The following is a 15,921-nucleotide window of genomic DNA, read 5'->3' on the forward strand; positions in this document are numbered from 1 at the left end:
CAGACTTCGACACAAGAAATCGACAGGAAAAAGACACGATGACACGCACTGACATCAAGGGACTTGGCTACGTCAAGATCTCGACCAACGACATGGCACGTTGGCGCACTTTCGCTTTCGACGTTCTCGGCTTCGCCAAGGGCAGTGGGCCGGACGAGAACGCGCTCTACCTACGACTCGACGAGCGTGCTGCTCGCATCGTCGTCGTCGAGGGTGAGCGCGACGAGATCGTCAACATCGGTTGGGAGGTCGCCGACCACGCCGCACTGCGCCGCGTTCAAGAAGCACTCGAAAAGAACGGCACCGAGGTCGAGCAGCTTTCGCTCGCCGAAGCAGATGCTCGACGGGTCGAAGAGGTCATCGCCTTCACCGATCCCGGCGGAGCAGCCATCGAGGTCTTCCACGGAGCGATCCTCGACCACAGCCCCGTGGTGACGCCCTTCGGCGCTCGATTCGTCACCGGCTCACAGGGTCTCGGCCACGTCGTACTCCCCGTCATGGACAGTGCTGCGAGCTTCGACTTCTACACCGAGGTGCTCGGCTTCTACCCGCGCGGCGCCTTCCGCCTGCCGGCCCCGCCTGAATTCGGGCCGCTGCGAATCCGTTTCATGGGCGTCAACGAGCGTCACCACAGCTTGGCCCTGTGCCCGGCACCGCACGGCGGCGCACCCGGCCTGATTCACATCATGGTCGAGGTGGACACCCTCGACGCCGTCGGCCAGGCACTCGACCGCGTGATGAAGGACGGATTCTCCGTGTCGTCGACCCTGGGTCGTCACACCAACGACAAGATGATCTCCTTCTACGTCCGCGCACCCGGCGGCTGGGACATCGAGTTCGGCACCGAGGGCGCGAGGGTGGATCAGGACTCGTACTCCTCCGAGGAGATCACCGCTGACAGCTACTGGGGCCACGACTGGTCCGGAAGCGAACCACTGGCAGCTATGTAGTACCCGCCGGTGGCGATCAATACCTGCCGGTGGCGATGTAATACCTGCCGGTGGCGATGTAATACCTGCCAGTAGTTAAACGACGAGGGGGTTTGCGCGAGCATTCGCGCAAACCCCCTCGTCGTTTCCACCGCGACGCGCCCGAAAACAGACCGGTGATCCACTTCACAAATCCGTAACTCTATGACACTATTTCTAATTGAAATAGCCAGTTCACTGGTTGTGGAGCTCTAAGAGAAGTGAGGTACACGATGACACTGCAGGCTGTGGATGCTTTAGGCGCCGATTCGGCCCCGACAGCAATTCTCGATCGCGTCTCGCTGGTTCTCGACGCCTTCGACGGTCCCGGCAGGTTGACGCTCGCTCAAGTCGTTCGGAGCACAGGCCTTCCCCGCTCGTCTGCCCACCGCATGCTCGAACGTCTCGTCTCGATGCGTTGGCTGCGTCGCGACGGCCGTGACTACGAACTCGGTATGCGCCTCGTCGAACTGGGATCGCTCGCGGTTCATCAGGACCGCCTCCACGCTGCAGCCATGCCCCTTCTCCATGAGCTCTACCGAGTCACCGGATTCGTGGTTCACCTCGGCATCCTCGACGGGCCCGATGTGGTCTACATGGAGAAGATCGGCGGACGCCTCGCCGCCGCAGTGCCGACGCGTGTCGGTGGTCGACGCCGCGCCGAGACCACTGCGATCGGTCAGGCACTGCTCGCGTTCGGTTCGCCGAAGTCCTCGGGCTACGCACTGCCCCACCTCGCCAGAATCCGCGAGTCCGGGGTGGCCTTCGAATCCGGAAACGGCCTACCGGGATTCAGCTGTCTTGCGGCACCGATCGGCCCCATCGGCCGCGCCGTCGCCGCGGTATCCATCTGCGCGCCGTCGAAGGCCCTCCGCCTCGACCACGTCAGCGCAGCGCCGGTCCGTATGGCGGCCGCTGCCATTTGGCGAGGCATCGACGGCGGATCGCTGAGCGTCACTCCGACTTTGCAACGTCGTCATTTGCTGCGCAACATGCCGACCGCAGCCGGGGCCTGACTCAGATACTCGAACCGTTGCCGGTGAGCCCGGCTTGCTCGAGCGCCAACACGTACTCCTCGACGTTCTTCCATCTGCCAGGCGTCGAGGGCAACGGTGATCCCAGTCGGTCGTGCTCGGCGACGTTCGCGAACTCGGCGGTCGCACGATCGATGTCGTCGAGCAGTTCGCGAGCAAGTTCGATCTCGGCTCGGAAGTACCGTTCCGACCATCGCAACGTCATGACCGGGAACGACCAGGCCGGCTCGTTCTCGGCATGATCTGCGTGGAGTTTCGCGCGTCGAATCTGCTCTTCGACATTGGCGATGTGGGCTTCCACCAGCGCCTTCAGTCGCTCGGGCTCGTTGAGGTGTCCCATCCACAGACGCAACATCACACCGTGCTTGAGCACCGGAACTTCCACCGGTGCCTCCCGTGACCACGTCCGGACGGCGTCGGTTCCTGACTGAGTAATGGAGTAAAGGCGCTTGCCTCGCACCCCTGGTTCGGAGACGACCCGGGACTCCACGAACCCGATGCTTTCGAGCTTCTTCAGTTCTGCGTACACCTGGCTGATGGACGGGCTCCAATAGAAGAAGCCGACACTCCAGTCAGCCCACTTCTTCAAATCGTTTCCGGTCAGCTCCTCCCCGAACGTCAGCATCCCGAGCACTGCCCAGCTGGTAGCGGGAAGTCCTCGGGACACGTCATCAGGTTCGGACATGCCCGAAGTCTAACAATCACTGGTCATTTGCTGGTTTCGTAGAATCCGAACGGACCGCTGAGCGGGATCAAATTTGCTCGAAACCCCTCCACCTGCCACTCGGTCGGTCCTGACCCGTGCCGAGAAGCCATTGCTGCCATTGAGTGGGACTGCCGCTGGATTACGGCCGCGGCGCCACACATCGTTGCTTCTGAAGCTGTTTGCAGAGTTTTGAACAAAAGATTTGAACAAGGAGACGACATGACCGTGGAAAACGCCGAGCCACCAGTTCTGGACGGACGCACACTTCGCAACGTGATGAGCAATTTCTGCACCGGCGTCACCGTCATCACCGCTCACGACGGAAATTCACCCCTCGGTTTCACCTGCCAGTCCCTGGTCTCGGTATCGCTTGATCCCCCGTTGCTCTCGTTCTGCCCGGCGAAGACGTCGACAAGTTGGCCGAAGCTTCGCGAAACGGGAACTCTCTGCATCAATGTTCTCGCCCACGATCAGCAGGACATGTGTTCGGCGTTCGCGCGCGGCGGGACGGACAAGTTCCTCGGCGTCGAGTGGGATGCCGCCGGCAACGGTGCTCCGGCGCTGAGCGGCGCGCTCGCCCGCATCGAAGCAACGGTCGAGCAGGAGCACGACGCCGGTGATCACACCATCGTCGTCGCGCGCATCACCGATCTGAATGTGCTGCGCCACGACGGTCCGCTTCTGTTCTACCGCGGCGGGTTCGGACGCTTCGACGCCTGAGTGCTCAGGCTGTCCCGCTGCGTGGGAGATGCCGGCGCCGAATCGAGCCCGCACCGATAGCGTCCGAAGTAGTTGTCAGACCCTGAACTTCTCGACTGATCGGACTAACTCGATGACCACTCTCGAACCAGACACCACGGCCGCGATCACGGCGACGGTTACCACCTACCTCGACGCCGTGGCTCGCGGATCGTCAGCGGACATCGCCGCCCTCTACGCCGAGAACGCGACGCTCGAAGACCCGGTCGGCAGCGAACCCCGCGTCGGCAAGGCCGCGATCACCGAGTTCTACGGCGCTCTCGAGGGCGGTTCGCAAGAGACAGAACTGCTTACCTTGCGGGTGAGCGGATCCAGCGCGGCCTTCCACTTCCGCGTCGTCACACCGGTGGGCGATCAGGTCTACGAGGTCGAACCGATCGACGTCATGACTTTCGACGAGGACGCCAAGATCACGAGCATGCGCGCCTTCTGGTCACCGGCCGATCTGATTGCACGCTGATGCGTCAGGTCAGTTGCCGCAACTGCGGAAATCGCGTCCTCGTCGAGAAGTACAGCGAAGCGCACACCAGCGTCCAATGGCTCGAAGAGTCGCAGGAAGTGTGCCCGGAGTTGGGTCGCGTGAACAGCCGTGCCAACGCTCAACGGACGTGTGGCGCTCTGCGCCAGACGATCAACGACCTTGCCGACGCCGGTGAGCTGGAGATGAGCCTGCGCAGCTACCCGGTGCCGGGCAAGCTGTCCTGAACGCTTCCGCGTAGCATTTCGGCGAACATGCGCGCCGATTCCAGGTCGTCGGCGTTCGGCCGCCCCTTCCGGATACCGCCGAACGGCTTGAACGGGAGATAGGTATCCCACGCACGGGACGAGAAGGCTGCGACCACATCGAAGCCCTTCTGTTCGAGCAACTGAACCAGTGGACGCGAGAAGCGATGAATCCCCTTGTCAGGAAAACCACTGGTGGCGAAGACAAAAGCCTTGGATCGCCGTTCTTCGGGGAGTGCCTCGACGAACGAGCGTAAATCTGCGTGGTACGAGCGTAGGTAGATGCCGGAGCCGAACCCCACGAGGTCGTAGTCGGCGAGCTGCGCGGCGTCGATGTCACCGGGCTCGACCACGCGAGCATCGAGAACTTCTCCGATGACGTCGGCGATCAGCTTCGTATTGCCATGGGAGACAGAGGTACACACGATGATTGCTTTCATCGGCTGAGTTCTCTCATTTTGGACATACGCATCCCTCCGCCTGGTTTGTCACTGACAGTTCCAGGATAGAGGCCCCGGCGAAGCTACGGAGAAGGGTGGCGATGGGGAATGATGCCGGTATGTCAGCACGATTGAAGGGGCGAAGACGTGCGGTGAACGCGCTGCTCGTCGACGTCGAACGATGGGCCGCTGAGCACGATGACGTCAAAGCTGTAGCGCTGGTCGGGTCCTACGCGCGCGGCGCGGAGCGTATGGCGAGTGATCTTGATCTGATGATCCTGGCCGACGACGCGAACGCGCTCGCAAATGAAGACTGGTTCGACCGGCTCCGCCCCGACGCGCGATTCATCAGAGCCGCCAACTGGGGACCAGTCCGAGAACGACGCTTCCGCCTACGGTCCGGTCTTCTCGTCGAACTGAATTTCGCGAGCGAGAGCTGGGCCGACCTTCCGCTCGACGCGGGCACTCGACGCGTCCTCGAAGACGGCCACCGAATCCTGTACGACACCGGGCCTCTTCGCGTCGCTACGAGCGCGGGAAGAACTGCTCGATGAGCACCAAGACGGTCTTCGAGACCTTGGCCGCCGAAATAAACGCGCTGCGCGGCTCTCCCGTCGTCGCGATCGACGGCGTCGACGGGAGCGGCAAGACGACATTCACGAAAAGTCTTGCAGCACAGCTGAATGAACGCCCCGCCATTGTGATTCACGTCGACGACTTCCTCAATCCGCCGGAGATTCGCCATCGCAGAGGTCGGCTGTCACCGGAAGGCTTCTGGCTCGACAGCTACGACTACGACGCCCTCGAGCGTCATGTTCTCGCCCCTCTGAGACCGGGAGGTAACCGCGAGTACCGACCACGACGGGACAGCGACGCGTACTTGCATGCAGCCGACGGAGCCGTAGTCCTCGTCGAGGGACTCTTTCTGCATCGGGACGAACTTGCTTCCCGATGGGACTATTCGATCTTTCTCGACGTGCCCTTCGAGATCACCGCCGAGCGAATGAACCTTCGCGACGGAACGAACGCGGATCCGGAACACCCGTCGATGAACCGTTATGTCGGCGGCCAACGTCTGTACTTCGCGGCTGCAGAGCCCTGGACCCGCGCGGACAGTGTCATCGACAATTCAGACCCGAAACTGCCTCGAATCACGACACATGCCGCCCACTGGAGTTGGCAGTCCGCATCGCCGGCCCCGCGTTTCATCGGTGCGCTGTGGATGTGAATTGGAAGGTTGCGGCATCCACGATCTCAGCGGGCGTGATGTCGATTTCGCCGTTGAGCCAGGCCGTCACCAATTCGGACAGGCCGCCCACGAACAGTAATCCGTTGATCTCACCCTGATGGGGAGGCCAAGCTCGATCGCCGTACAAGAGCGCAGCCTCGTCGGCCACCATCTGCGCGAACCCACGCAGCGCTCCCCGCCGGTGAGTGCGCAGCGGCTCGTAAGCCACCGACTCGACCATCGCGACACGCCCTTTTCGAGGATCGTCCGTCAGGATGTTGACGAACGAAGCAATGGCGCTCCGCACGCGCTCCTCCCGTGTCCCCTCGGTCGTTCGGAGTGCAGCCATTCCGGCCACGCGCACCTCGTCGACGATTCCGTCGAAAACCTGCTGGAGGAGTTCGTCCCTGCTGGCGAAACTCTCGTAGAAATATCGCTCTGTCAGCTTGGCATGCGCACAGATGGCGGTCATGGTGGCACCCTGCCTGCCCGCGGCCGCAAACACGTCCAGTCCTGCTGCGAGCAAGCTTTCACGCCGAAGCGCGGCCCGCTGCTCACCACTCAGACCGGCATATCGACGGGGTGTGGGAGAAGCCATGAGTCGATCTTGACAGACGACGCGACTGTGACGCAGACTACCCCCATCTGACAGGCGCCACTGTCAGATGCAAACGGAAGGCAGGTACGTGATGTCGAAAATCCTGGCCGCTCCACCCATCCGGTCGCAGTTGCGTCCCATCTCAGGCAACTCGGGACTACCCGGAATAGGGCAAACTTTCGAATACATCCGCGACCCTCTCGCTCTGATGCAAAAACGCTGGGATCGTTACGGCGAAGTCTCGTGGTTCTCGATGGCCGGTAGACGATGGGTCGCAGCCCTCGGGCCCGACGCATGCCAAGAAGTTCTCCAGAACAAGGACCGCGCTTTTGTCAACAGCGACGGGTGGTCAGTGCTCATCGGTCCCTTCTTTCACGGGGGTCTGATGCTTCTCGACTCCGAAGAGCACCTACGACAACGACGCATCATGCAACAAGCCTTCACGAGATCGCGTCTCGAAAAGACCGTGGACGTGCTGAATCCCGCGATCGCCTCCGCGCTCGACGCCTGGACTCCGTCCGATGGCTTCCGCGCCTACACCGCTCTCAAAGCTCTCACACTCAACCTCGCGACCGACATCTTCATGGGCGGCGCGGAAGGGACCACTGAAAGCGAAATCGACTCTGTGAAAAAAGCTTTCGTCGATTGCGTGCAAGCTGCAACCTCGGTGATCCGTTATCGAGTTCCCGGCACCAGATGGAAGCGCGGCCTCGACGGGCGCCGAACCCTCGAAAACTTCTTCCGCCGCTACCTACCTGCGCGCCGTTCACGCGAAACCGACGACCTGTTTTCCGTTCTCTGTCACATCGAATCAGACACCGGACAGCGCTTCAGCGACGGCGAGGTGATCGATCACATGATCTTCCTGCTGATGGCCGCACATGACACCTCCACCATCACCATCTCGACAATGATGCAATATCTCGGCCAGAATCCTCAGTGGCAGAACAGATGTCGGGCGGAATCACTCGCACTGAGTACGTCGACGCCGAGCTATGCCGAACTCGACCAACTCGCAGGCTTGGACCTGGTGATGAAAGAATGCCTCCGACTCGTCGCTCCCGTGCCGGTCATGGCTCGCCGAGCGGTGTGTGACACCCAGATACAGGACCACTTCGTACCCGCTGGGACCTACGTGTCAGTGGTGCCACATTTCACTCACCACATGCCGCAGTACTGGCCCGACCCCGAACATTTCGATCCCGAACGTTTCGCGGACCACCGACGTGAAGACAAGGTGCACCGGTATGCCTGGGAACCGTTCGGTGGAGGCGTGCACAAATGCCTCGGCATGCACTTCGCCGGCGTCGAAATCAAAGCGATCATGCACCACCTGCTCACACGCTTCGATTGGCAGGTCGCGCCCGGCTACACCGCCCCTCTCAACTACATGTCCTTGCCGTTCCCCTCCGACGGACAGCCGATCGATCTGAAACCACTCACGACTTCTCATGACCGGTAGCGACCGAACAGACGTCAGGATCAACTCGCACATGACTACCGGCACAGACGCTTTCGAAATCCAGAGGAAAACATGAGCACTCGGCCCGCCCGAAACCGGCATGCACGCGCTGCTCCGAAACCAGAGGTCGTCTCAGCGGCGGAGTTCCTACTCGCAGAATCCGACGCCCATGTCTTCCGTCGCCGCTATCTCGAACTGCTCACCCACACCACAGCACCGGATGGCGCAACCGTCACGGACTACACGGTCGCCGAAAGGTATCTACTCAACTCTGCAGCAAAGAGACGTGCTGCGCGGCGCCCGGCCAATCCTTAGCCACGATCGCCGGTCGGGCAGCGCTCGCGGCGAACGTCGAGAACCTCGGCACCGGTTTCACGAATTCGTCGTGGGGTAACGACGAAGAATAGAGTGCGCTGCCTGGGTGACGGCGGTGCGATCGTAGGTTTGCACGAAGTCGAAGGTCCGCTCGAGATCTGGACCGTTGTCATGAAGATCTCGCGCCGACAGCATCGCCGCATGGTGCGGTCCCAGAGTGACGACCGTCCACTCGTTGACGAGATCATCACCCGGGTCGAGCGGCGCGTGTTGAACTTTACCGTCGAGCATCACGGACAGTCCGACACCGTAGACACCGGCAAACCCTACGGTGTCGGCGAGGTGACGCCACCGTGCTGTTGTGGATGCGGTGAAATGCTCGGCTTGTTGAAAGGTGCCCAGAACAAGCATCGAGGAACCCGATGTGGCGGCTTGCGCTTCGAGGGACTTGCTCAGTTGGATCAACAGACGCTTGGTACCGCGCCGGATCCGGCTGTGAGCAGACACGATCGAGTAGGGAGTGCCCACCTCGGGGATGGGATCACTCCACACCGGACTGTCGGGCATCGCGACGACCGGTTCGGACAACAGTGAACTCGGATCGTCGACTGCGGGATACAACTCACCCGTTCCGTATGTGGCTCCGATGGTGATTGCGGCAAGACGGGACGATTCCGAGTCGACACCCTCGGCAAGGATAATCGCGTTCGATCGCTCGACGTAGGCGCCGAGCGCGTGCACCGTCGTTCCCACTTCGAAATATGCCGCCTTGGAAAGCAATTCAGCGGAAGTGATAATGATGTCGGGTTCGACCAAAGACAGAAGTGTCGCCGAGTGCCTGTCGATGCCGACACCGTCGAGTGCAATCAGACGCCCGCCCGCGCGGGCTTCTCTGATCACTGCCAGAGAGTTGTGGGGATCGGTAAGCACCGATGCGCTGTCAACCGTGATGACGATCCGTTGCAGATTTCTCGTCGCTCCTTCGATACCAGGAGCGTTCAGAGCTGCTCGGGAAGCCGAGTCGACTGCCACCAGCAACGGCAGGCGATCCGCGACGGTGCATGCGAGTGCAGTACGGGACATGGCCAGTTTGTGACTGTCGAATTCCGAGCGTTGCTGCATCAATTGCGAGGCGCGACGAAGGGCATGCGCCGAACACAGAGAGGAATTGTCAGGCCCACGCAATTGCAACTCGGCGCCTGCAAGTGCGTGGTCGTCGAGGCGGCGTATCGGTGCGAACTGCATGCTTACTTCCAGACCAATCACATCGGAGAACTGGGTGATCGGAGAATTCGACGATGTCGAACCGTTGCTGGTGTCATACGCCATGGTGTGGCTCTTCACTACGAGTCGGGACCACCAAGCGTTCATGCGGCCGGACGCGTCGATGGCAGCGCCGGCTGCTCGACACCGAACGAGACTACCGCAAATCTCGGCGCAACCCGGTGACGACAACCTGACCCCGCGCCGCAAAGTGCACATCGACACGCAGATCAGACCAGAAACCAAGTCAACGCGTATCGAGCACTGCTCACTTCACATCGTTCGTGGGAGTTGTTTCCGGCTCAAGCACCGAGAGCATCAGCAGTCGACGTGGCATCGCCCGCAATGAGTTCGGAGGCGCCGAGAGCCTGAAAGATCATGGAGACCGCTCGCGTCGGGGCAAACAAGCGAATGCGGTTGTTGCCACGCCCCGCAGCATCGACAACGGCATTCGCCACTCCGGACGACATGAAGGTCACGCCGGAGAGATCGACGTGAATATCGGTTCCGACCAGGAGAAGTCGGTCGAGCGCGTGCACCAATTCCACCCGCTGACCCATGTCCAATTCTCCGGCAAGTCTCAGTACCGCATACGAAGGGGTGTAGCTTTCCACGTCGATACTGTACCGATGCCCTTCTCGGCCGGCGCTGTCAAAGAGATCGAGAACATTTGCAGCTGAAGAACGTTCGTTGATCGTAGTCATGAAAGCCTCTTGTCTGGACTCGGCGTGCCCCACCGCCCGAATCAGCGATGAATCACTGTGCGTCGGATAACCAACCGTGTCGGTCACTGCGTTCCAGACGAACTCTGCCACCGGCAGGTTTCGCCGACACAACCACATCTATAACGCTAGGGTCTCGAAAACGTCACAGCGCGATATCGCACTTTTGGCGCCACCCCCGACGCACTGAACCGCTACCTCGCCTGGCCCCCGACGTGCCTGCGGGGCGACGTCTCTGCGGCGTCGACCACTGGCTTTCTCGCTCATCGGGAAGGTGGGTTCGCCGCACCACCATTCCGCAATACCTTCTGTGACATGGATAACATTGTCGACGTACTCGTCATCGGATCGGGCGCTGCTGGATCGGCCGCAGCGCTCCAAGCGCACGCCGACGGCGCATCGGTCGTGATTCTGGAAAAGAGCGGACCTGATTCCGCGGGCGGCAACACTCGACTGTCCGGCAGTGGATGGTTCGTCAACCAGGACCCCGCTGCCGCCCGAACCTTCCTGCGTTCGTTGAACGGGGAGTTCCCCGTTGCCGAGGACGTCATCGATGCCTGGGCCGAGAACACTCACGGACTGTCCGACTGGATCCGCAGTCTGGGTGCAACTGTAGCGATGACCGGCGATTTCCATTCCACGGCAGAGTTCGCCGAACTTGACGGAAGTTCTTGTTACGCAGGGATGGACACCGTCGAAGGGAAGATGGGCAATGAACTTCTCTACCGGTTCCTCGTCTCCGCTCTCGCTGAACGCGGCGTCACAACACTATTCGACACCGAAGCCACCGGACTGCTGACGGATGAATCCGGAGCGGTGACCGGAGTCGAGATCCGTTCGGGTGAAAAGACTTCGCAGATCCAGGCACGCCGGGGCGTCATCCTTGCCACCGGAGGATTCGAAGCAAATCCGACGATGGTGCGCGACTACTTGCGTCTGGAGAATCCGAAGATCTGGGGCTCACCATCGGCAACCGGCGACGGTCACCGCATGGCACAGGCCGTGGGCGCCGATCTGTGGCACATGAACAACATGATGACCATTACGGGAATTCCCGGCGACCTCGAAAATCCGACTGGATTCTTCCTCGCACTGTGGAACGCGCACAACTATGTGTTCCTCAGCCGGGAAGGTAGACGCTTCACCGACGAGTCAGCCGAAATGCGGCATGGTCATGTGTTCAGAGAGGGTTCTTACCAACACTTTCCGGTGCAACCGATGAACGTCGTCTTCGACGAGACGATGAGGTTGGCCGGACAGCTGAGCCCCGGCCGCGACGCACTGCCCGTCGGCCACAGGGTTCTCGACGAAGGGTACGAGTGGAGCTCGGACAATCAAGCCGAGATCGACAAGGGATGGATCCTAAAGGCGGACACGCTCGCCGAACTCGCCGAGAAACTCGGACTGGACCCAACAGTCGTGGAAACGAGCGTGCGACGCTACAACGAGGCGTGCGCGGACGGCATCGACCATTCGTTCGGCCGCAATCCCGAAACTTTGGCCCCGGTGGCCACCGCTCCGTTCTACGCCGTCTCCGGGTCGCCACTGCTGGGATGGAGTAGCGGTGGGCCGCGCCGCGACGGTCATTCCCGCGTACTCGATACTGCCCGCAATCCGATTCCTGGCCTCTACGCCGCGGGCGCGGTCAGTTCCACCTACAGCGCGGCGAAGGACGGCGGATTCCACATTGCCGACGCCTTCGCATTCGGCCGTGTCGCCGGGGCCCATGCCGCCGCGCGTAAAGCTTGATATCGCCGGCCTTTCGACTGACTAGCCACGCACGATTACGTGGCTGGTCAGTTGTGGTCGATCGTCACGCAGATGAATCCTCTGCGCCGGATGAAACCGGGATTCGTACCGGGACGCTATCGTGGCAGCGTACGACATGCTCGCCGAGAGAATCCGAATCATCCGCGCCGAAGGTCTTCTGCCGATTCACACCCGAGCAGCCTTGACCTCGTCGAAGAACGCGATGACGGCTGCCTCGTTCTCCGGCGGAACAGTCAGCGATGCCCGTGGACCCGCTACCGCGATCGAGTCGTCGGCGAGCCTGTTCCCGATGGTGAGTTTCAGTCCCGACTTCGACGGTTTCGCCTTCACCGCAATGTGTTCGACATGCCAACGAGCCACTTCGCTCGTGCTCGCGGCGGTGCGGTCGAAGACCTCCACCGTGCGGTGGTCGAGGACCATCACGATGTTGATCCCGACGGTGACTTCCAGATAGCGCCGTTCCGCCACGGTGTACGCCTTTCGGTTAGGTGAAACCGACGCTACACACCGTGGCGGAACTCAGCGTGTCAAAACCTCAGCTGTTCAAGATTTCAGCTGTTCGAAACCTCAGCGGGACGAACTTCCTGCATCCACCGGCAGGGCGACCGACGTGATGTAGCGAGCCTCGTCGGAAGACAGGAACAGAGCAGCGTTCGCTACGTCCACCGGTTCGATCCACGGAATGGCGAGCATGTTCATCGTCATCGCTGCGGCAGCAAATTCTTCGCGCGTCGGGTTCTCGAGATCGGGGCGGAACTTGCCGCGCACCAACGGGTTTTGAATCATGAGGGTGTCGACGTTGGTGGGATGGACCGTATTGACGCGTACGTTGTGCGGAGCCAGTTCCTTTGCCAGCGAACGCATCAGACCAACGACTCCATGCTTGGCTGCGGTGTAGTGCGCGACTCCGACCAGCCCCCGAAGTCCGGCGATGGAGCTTGTGAGTGTCATCGATCCCCCGCCCCGCGCGATCAAGTGCGGAGCCGCGACGGTCGTGGTGTGCCACACGCCGGTCAGATTGACGTCCAGCATGGTCTGCCACATCGTTTCCGACATGGTCAGGGCCCCGTCGGAGGACGTGATACCAGCTGTAGCGCAGACGATGTCGAGACCACCGAGCATTCCGACGGCCGAGTCCACGGCACTGCGTAGTGCCTCGAGATCCCGAACGTCCACTACCGCAGATTCGACCTTTCGCCCCAGCGCCCGGATCTGCGCCACTGTCTCATCGAGATCGGCCTCCGTCGCGGGCGGCGTGACTGTGGTTTCCACCGAAGTGCACACGTCGACCGCGATGATGTCCGCGCCCTCTTCGGCAAAACGCACGGCCTGAGCCCGCCCGATTCCTCGTGCCGCACCCGTGATCAGCGCGATCTTGCCTTCCAATCGAGAAGTCATCAATTCATACTTTCTGGGTCAGGCCGGCGTCGACAACCAACTGACAGCCGGTCATGTAGCGGGACTCCGCGGATGCGAGAAACAGGACCGCATTACTGACGTCCACCGGATCGACCCAGGGAACGGGCAGCAAGTTGCGAGCGCTGAGCACTGCAGCAGCGTCTGCTTCGGTGGGATTCTCGATGTCCGGGCACAGGTTCGCGAACACTCGCTCGTTGATGATCATCGGGGTACGTACCGAACCCGGATGCACGGAGTTGACGCGGATACTCTGCGCCCCCAACTCGTTGGCCAGCGTTCTGGCCAGGCCCACCACGGCATGCTTGGCTGCGCTGTAATGACTTGCTCCGGCAATACCTTTGATTCCCGCTGTCGAGCTGACCAGAACGACGGATCCACCGTCGCCGAAGTGCGGAACGCAGGCCTTGACGGTGTGCCACGCGCCGGTCAGATTGACGTCCAGCGAGCGGTTCCACACTGCAGGATCGATGGTCCACGACGGTCCCGGCGTGTCGTAGACGCCTGCATTCGCGACCACGACGTCCAACCCGCCGAGTTCGGTAACGCACTCGGCCACGACGGCGGCCAGACCGTCGAAGTCCCGAATATCCGCCACACCGGTGACCGCGATACCGCCTCGATCACGCACTGCCTGAGCGGTTTCCGCCAACCCCGATTGTGCCTGTTCGACATCCAACGCGATCACGGACGCGCCTTCCTCGGCGAGCCGCTCACAGTGTGAGCGTCCCATTCCTCCGGCAGCACCCGTCACGAGTACCCGCTTGCCCTCCAGCCGGCTCATGCGTGCACCGCGCTGTTCAGTTCGAAGCCTCGGTATCCCGCTGCTGCCACGTCTGCACAGATGTCGGAGTAGACACCGAAGCCTCCGATGAAGGGCATGAATATCCTCGGCTTTCCCGGGATGTTGGCTCCCATGTACCAGGAGTTCGCGGATGGGAACAATGTTGCCGACGCCCGGCGTGAGCACTCCTCGAGCCAGTTGTCCACGGCTTCGGCACTCGGCTCGATGGTGTCGATCCCCGCCGAATCGAGGTGGTTGATCGCGTCGGCGATCCAGTCGACGTGCTGTTCGGCAGCGAGAATCATGTTGGACAGCACACTCGGGCTACCCGGCCCGGTGACGATGAACAAGTTCGGGAAGCCGTGAACTCCCAAACCAAGATAGGTTCTCGGACCCGCATGCCAGTTCTCTCGCAAGGTCTCGCCGTTGCGGCCACGGATCTCGATGCGATCGAGTGCCCCGGTCATCGCATCGAAGCCGGTGGCGAACACCAATGCGTCGAGTTCGTAGTGCGAGTCGGTCGTCTTGATCCCGGCCTCGTCGATTGCCTCGATCGGTGCGCTCTTGAGATCGACCAGGCTCACGTTGTCACGGTTGTAGCTCTGGTAGTAGTCGGTGTCCGTCACGATCCGCTTGGTCCCGATGGGGTGGTCGTTCGGGATCAGCAGGTCGGCGATGGCCTGATCTTCGACCACCGATCTGATCTTGGCCTCGGCAAATGCGGCCGCCGTCGCGTTGGCGTCGATGTTGCTGGTCTGGTCTGCGAAGGTTTTGGCGAACAGAACACCGCCGAGCTTCCACCGCTCCTCGTAGGCCGCGTTCCTCTCGGCCTCGGACACCTCGAGCGCGCTGCGAGGATCCGAAACGAACGGAGATCCACCGCCACTGCGCTTGGACAGCGCTCGACGCTCGGCGTAGTCGGCCTTGATCTCTGCGCGTCGTTTGTCATCGAGAGGCGTGTTTCCCGCCGGCACACTGTAATTCGCGGACCGCTGGAACACGAAGAGGTGATCGGCCTGCTCGGCGATCAACGGAACGGACTGGATGCCCGACGATCCGGTGCCGATCACTCCCACTCGCTTGCCGGTGAAATCGACGCCCTCGTGCGGCCAGAAGCCGGTGTGGAAGACCTCACCGCCGAAAGTCTCGCGACCTGCAATGTTCGGAACGTTCGCGGTCGAGAGGCTGCCCGTGGCGCACACCACGAACCGCGAGGTGACGTCATGACCACCGTCGGTGTGCACTCGCCACGTCGACGAGTCCTCGTCGAACTGTGCGCTCAGGACACGGGTATCGAAAGTGAACCCACTGCGTAGGTCGAAGCGATCGGCGACGTGATCGAGGTAGGACAGGATCTCCGGCTGCGCGGCGTACTTCTCGCTCCAGTCCCAATCCTGTTGCAACTCTTCGGAGAACGAGTAGGAGTAGTCGAAACTCTCGACATCGCAGCGTGCGCCCGGGTAGCGGTTGAAGTACCACGTGCCGCCCACTCCGGAGCCCGCCTCGAAGCCGTGGACACGCAGCCCCTGCTCGCGAAGTCGGTGCATGGCGTACATGCCGGCGACGCCGGCGCCGATGACTACGACGTCGAGTGGTGCGGTGGAGAAGTCAGGATCGGTCATGGTGGCCACGCTACGAGTGGGTTGAATGGTAGAGGAACAGGTTCTCCCGCTGGGTGGGCGGAGCCTCCACCCCATGACGCTGGGTGGGCGAAGCCTCCACCCCATGACACT

The 15,921-nt window shown here is 61.6% G+C and carries 19 protein-coding genes; 10 read left to right on the forward strand and 9 right to left on the reverse strand.

Annotated elements, in window-relative coordinates; genetic code table 11:
- Window positions 1–38 precede the first annotated feature (38 nt).
- Both bphC and ATN37_RS07430 read left to right on the forward strand, forming a co-directional pair.
- Window positions 39–950 (forward strand): biphenyl-2,3-diol 1,2-dioxygenase, encoded by a 912-nt coding sequence (gene bphC, locus ATN37_RS07425; protein ID WP_007726736.1) that lies wholly within the window; start codon window positions 39–41, stop codon window positions 948–950.
- A 251-nt stretch (window positions 951–1,201) separates the two neighbouring features.
- Complete coding sequence (locus tag ATN37_RS07430) at window positions 1,202–1,984, forward strand: IclR family transcriptional regulator (protein WP_007726735.1); 783 nt, start codon at window positions 1,202–1,204, stop codon at window positions 1,982–1,984.
- A gap of 1 nt (window position 1,985) precedes the next feature.
- On the opposite strand, the gene ATN37_RS07435 is transcribed toward ATN37_RS07430, so the two are convergent.
- Window positions 1,986–2,687, reverse strand: coding sequence for a PadR family transcriptional regulator (locus ATN37_RS07435; RefSeq protein ID WP_081557518.1), 702 nt, complete (start codon window positions 2,685–2,687; stop codon window positions 1,986–1,988).
- Window positions 2,688–2,927: 240 nt separating this feature from the next.
- On the opposite strand from ATN37_RS07435, the gene ATN37_RS07440 reads away from it, so the two are divergent.
- The 3 genes from ATN37_RS07440 (at window position 2,928) to ATN37_RS07450 (ending at window position 4,172) form a co-directional block, all read left to right on the forward strand.
- Entirely contained in the window at window positions 2,928–3,428 is a 501-nt protein-coding gene (locus tag ATN37_RS07440; protein WP_007726733.1) for a flavin reductase family protein, read from the forward strand.
- 112 nt (window positions 3,429–3,540) lie between these two features.
- Window positions 3,541–3,927 carry a nuclear transport factor 2 family protein gene (locus ATN37_RS07445; protein ID WP_003944423.1) on the forward strand — a complete coding sequence of 129 codons (387 nt, stop codon included), beginning with the start codon at window positions 3,541–3,543 and terminating at the stop codon, window positions 3,925–3,927.
- A complete protein-coding gene (locus ATN37_RS07450; RefSeq protein ID WP_003944366.1) occupies window positions 3,927–4,172 on the forward strand; it encodes a hypothetical protein in 246 nt (81 codons plus the stop codon). The genes ATN37_RS07445 and ATN37_RS07450 overlap by 1 nt, the downstream gene beginning before the upstream one ends.
- On the opposite strand, the gene ATN37_RS07455 is transcribed toward ATN37_RS07450, so the two are convergent.
- Window positions 4,145–4,630 carry a flavodoxin family protein gene (locus ATN37_RS07455; RefSeq protein ID WP_003944338.1) on the reverse strand — a complete coding sequence of 162 codons (486 nt, stop codon included), beginning with the start codon at window positions 4,628–4,630 and terminating at the stop codon, window positions 4,145–4,147. The genes ATN37_RS07450 and ATN37_RS07455 overlap by 28 nt on opposite strands.
- Before the next feature lie 119 nt (window positions 4,631–4,749).
- Here ATN37_RS07455 and ATN37_RS07460 point away from each other — a divergent pair, with 119 nt between their 5' ends.
- Together ATN37_RS07460 and ATN37_RS07465 are read left to right on the forward strand one after the other, a co-directional pair.
- Window positions 4,750–5,184, forward strand: coding sequence for a nucleotidyltransferase domain-containing protein (locus ATN37_RS07460; protein ID WP_037131485.1), 435 nt, complete (start codon window positions 4,750–4,752; stop codon window positions 5,182–5,184).
- Window positions 5,181–5,858, forward strand: coding sequence for a uridine kinase (locus ATN37_RS07465; protein ID WP_007726723.1), 678 nt, complete (start codon window positions 5,181–5,183; stop codon window positions 5,856–5,858). The genes ATN37_RS07460 and ATN37_RS07465 overlap by 4 nt, the downstream gene beginning before the upstream one ends.
- Here ATN37_RS07465 and ATN37_RS07470 read toward each other — a convergent pair.
- A complete protein-coding gene (locus ATN37_RS07470; RefSeq protein WP_218694959.1) occupies window positions 5,836–6,456 on the reverse strand; it encodes a TetR/AcrR family transcriptional regulator in 621 nt (206 codons plus the stop codon). The two genes, ATN37_RS07465 and ATN37_RS07470, sit on opposite strands and share 23 nt — an antisense overlap.
- Before the next feature lie 91 nt (window positions 6,457–6,547).
- On the opposite strand from ATN37_RS07470, the gene ATN37_RS07475 reads away from it, so the two are divergent.
- Together ATN37_RS07475 and ATN37_RS07480 are read left to right on the forward strand one after the other, a co-directional pair.
- Complete coding sequence (locus ATN37_RS07475; RefSeq protein WP_080726744.1) at window positions 6,548–7,918, forward strand: cytochrome P450; 1,371 nt, start codon at window positions 6,548–6,550, stop codon at window positions 7,916–7,918.
- 72 nt (window positions 7,919–7,990) lie between these two features.
- Window positions 7,991–8,233, forward strand: a complete 243-nt coding sequence (locus tag ATN37_RS07480) for a hypothetical protein (RefSeq protein WP_065352072.1) — start codon at window positions 7,991–7,993, stop codon at window positions 8,231–8,233.
- A 57-nt stretch (window positions 8,234–8,290) separates the two neighbouring features.
- Here ATN37_RS07480 and ATN37_RS07485 read toward each other — a convergent pair whose 3' ends face one another.
- The gene (locus ATN37_RS07485) at window positions 8,291–9,478 is read right to left on the reverse strand and encodes a DICT sensory domain-containing protein (RefSeq protein ID WP_064114263.1); all 1,188 of its coding nucleotides are present in this window, start codon (window positions 9,476–9,478) and stop codon (window positions 8,291–8,293) included.
- A 320-nt stretch (window positions 9,479–9,798) separates the two neighbouring features.
- On the reverse strand, window positions 9,799–10,110 hold the full coding sequence (locus ATN37_RS32990) for an STAS domain-containing protein (protein ID WP_228232503.1): 312 nt from the start codon (window positions 10,108–10,110) through the stop codon (window positions 9,799–9,801).
- A 423-nt stretch (window positions 10,111–10,533) separates the two neighbouring features.
- Here ATN37_RS32990 and ATN37_RS07495 point away from each other — a divergent pair, with 423 nt between their 5' ends.
- A complete protein-coding gene (locus ATN37_RS07495; RefSeq protein ID WP_081557515.1) occupies window positions 10,534–11,967 on the forward strand; it encodes an FAD-dependent oxidoreductase in 1,434 nt (477 codons plus the stop codon).
- Between the two features lie 186 nt (window positions 11,968–12,153).
- On the opposite strand, the gene ATN37_RS07500 is transcribed toward ATN37_RS07495, so the two are convergent.
- From ATN37_RS07500 to ATN37_RS07515, 4 genes are all read right to left on the reverse strand, one after another.
- On the reverse strand, window positions 12,154–12,456 hold the full coding sequence (locus tag ATN37_RS07500; protein WP_042452216.1) for a hypothetical protein: 303 nt from the start codon (window positions 12,454–12,456) through the stop codon (window positions 12,154–12,156).
- Between the two features lie 99 nt (window positions 12,457–12,555).
- Entirely contained in the window at window positions 12,556–13,386 is an 831-nt protein-coding gene (locus tag ATN37_RS07505; protein ID WP_042924153.1) for a mycofactocin-coupled SDR family oxidoreductase, read from the reverse strand.
- Window positions 13,387–13,390: 4 nt separating this feature from the next.
- The gene (locus tag ATN37_RS07510) at window positions 13,391–14,188 is read right to left on the reverse strand and encodes a mycofactocin-coupled SDR family oxidoreductase (protein WP_007726713.1); all 798 of its coding nucleotides are present in this window, start codon (window positions 14,186–14,188) and stop codon (window positions 13,391–13,393) included.
- A complete protein-coding gene (locus ATN37_RS07515; RefSeq protein WP_007726712.1) occupies window positions 14,185–15,810 on the reverse strand; it encodes an NAD(P)/FAD-dependent oxidoreductase in 1,626 nt (541 codons plus the stop codon). Before ATN37_RS07515 ends, ATN37_RS07510 begins: the two co-directional genes overlap by 4 nt.
- Window positions 15,811–15,921: the final 111 nt, after the last annotated feature.

It is taken from the genome of Rhodococcus sp. MH15, from assembly GCF_019266045.1.
GTDB classification, from domain to species: Bacteria; Actinomycetota; Actinomycetes; order Mycobacteriales; family Mycobacteriaceae; genus Rhodococcus_F; species Rhodococcus_F qingshengii.

Excerpts from the sequence above, each read along its gene's own strand:
- bphC (WP_007726736.1), top strand. The coding sequence starts at position 39 with ATGACACGCACTGACATCAAGGGACTTGGCTACGTCAAGATCTCGACC.
- ATN37_RS07430 (WP_007726735.1), top strand. The coding sequence starts at position 1,202 with ATGACACTGCAGGCTGTGGATGCTTTAGGCGCCGATTCGGCCCCGACA.
- ATN37_RS07435 (WP_081557518.1), bottom strand. The coding sequence starts at position 2,687 with ATGTCCGAACCTGATGACGTGTCCCGAGGACTTCCCGCTACCAGCTGG.
- ATN37_RS07440 (WP_007726733.1), top strand. The coding sequence starts at position 2,928 with ATGACCGTGGAAAACGCCGAGCCACCAGTTCTGGACGGACGCACACTT.
- ATN37_RS07445 (WP_003944423.1), top strand. The coding sequence starts at position 3,541 with ATGACCACTCTCGAACCAGACACCACGGCCGCGATCACGGCGACGGTT.
- ATN37_RS07450 (WP_003944366.1), top strand. The coding sequence starts at position 3,927 with ATGCGTCAGGTCAGTTGCCGCAACTGCGGAAATCGCGTCCTCGTCGAG.
- ATN37_RS07455 (WP_003944338.1), bottom strand. The coding sequence starts at position 4,630 with ATGAAAGCAATCATCGTGTGTACCTCTGTCTCCCATGGCAATACGAAG.
- ATN37_RS07460 (WP_037131485.1), top strand. The coding sequence starts at position 4,750 with ATGTCAGCACGATTGAAGGGGCGAAGACGTGCGGTGAACGCGCTGCTC.
- ATN37_RS07465 (WP_007726723.1), top strand. The coding sequence starts at position 5,181 with ATGAGCACCAAGACGGTCTTCGAGACCTTGGCCGCCGAAATAAACGCG.
- ATN37_RS07470 (WP_218694959.1), bottom strand. The coding sequence starts at position 6,456 with ATGGCTTCTCCCACACCCCGTCGATATGCCGGTCTGAGTGGTGAGCAG.
- ATN37_RS07475 (WP_080726744.1), top strand. The coding sequence starts at position 6,548 with ATGTCGAAAATCCTGGCCGCTCCACCCATCCGGTCGCAGTTGCGTCCC.
- ATN37_RS07480 (WP_065352072.1), top strand. The coding sequence starts at position 7,991 with ATGAGCACTCGGCCCGCCCGAAACCGGCATGCACGCGCTGCTCCGAAA.
- ATN37_RS07485 (WP_064114263.1), bottom strand. The coding sequence starts at position 9,478 with ATGCAGTTCGCACCGATACGCCGCCTCGACGACCACGCACTTGCAGGC.
- ATN37_RS07495 (WP_081557515.1), top strand. The coding sequence starts at position 10,534 with ATGGATAACATTGTCGACGTACTCGTCATCGGATCGGGCGCTGCTGGA.
- ATN37_RS07505 (WP_042924153.1), bottom strand. The coding sequence starts at position 13,386 with ATGACTTCTCGATTGGAAGGCAAGATCGCGCTGATCACGGGTGCGGCA.
- ATN37_RS07510 (WP_007726713.1), bottom strand. The coding sequence starts at position 14,188 with ATGAGCCGGCTGGAGGGCAAGCGGGTACTCGTGACGGGTGCTGCCGGA.
- ATN37_RS07515 (WP_007726712.1), bottom strand. The coding sequence starts at position 15,810 with ATGACCGATCCTGACTTCTCCACCGCACCACTCGACGTCGTAGTCATC.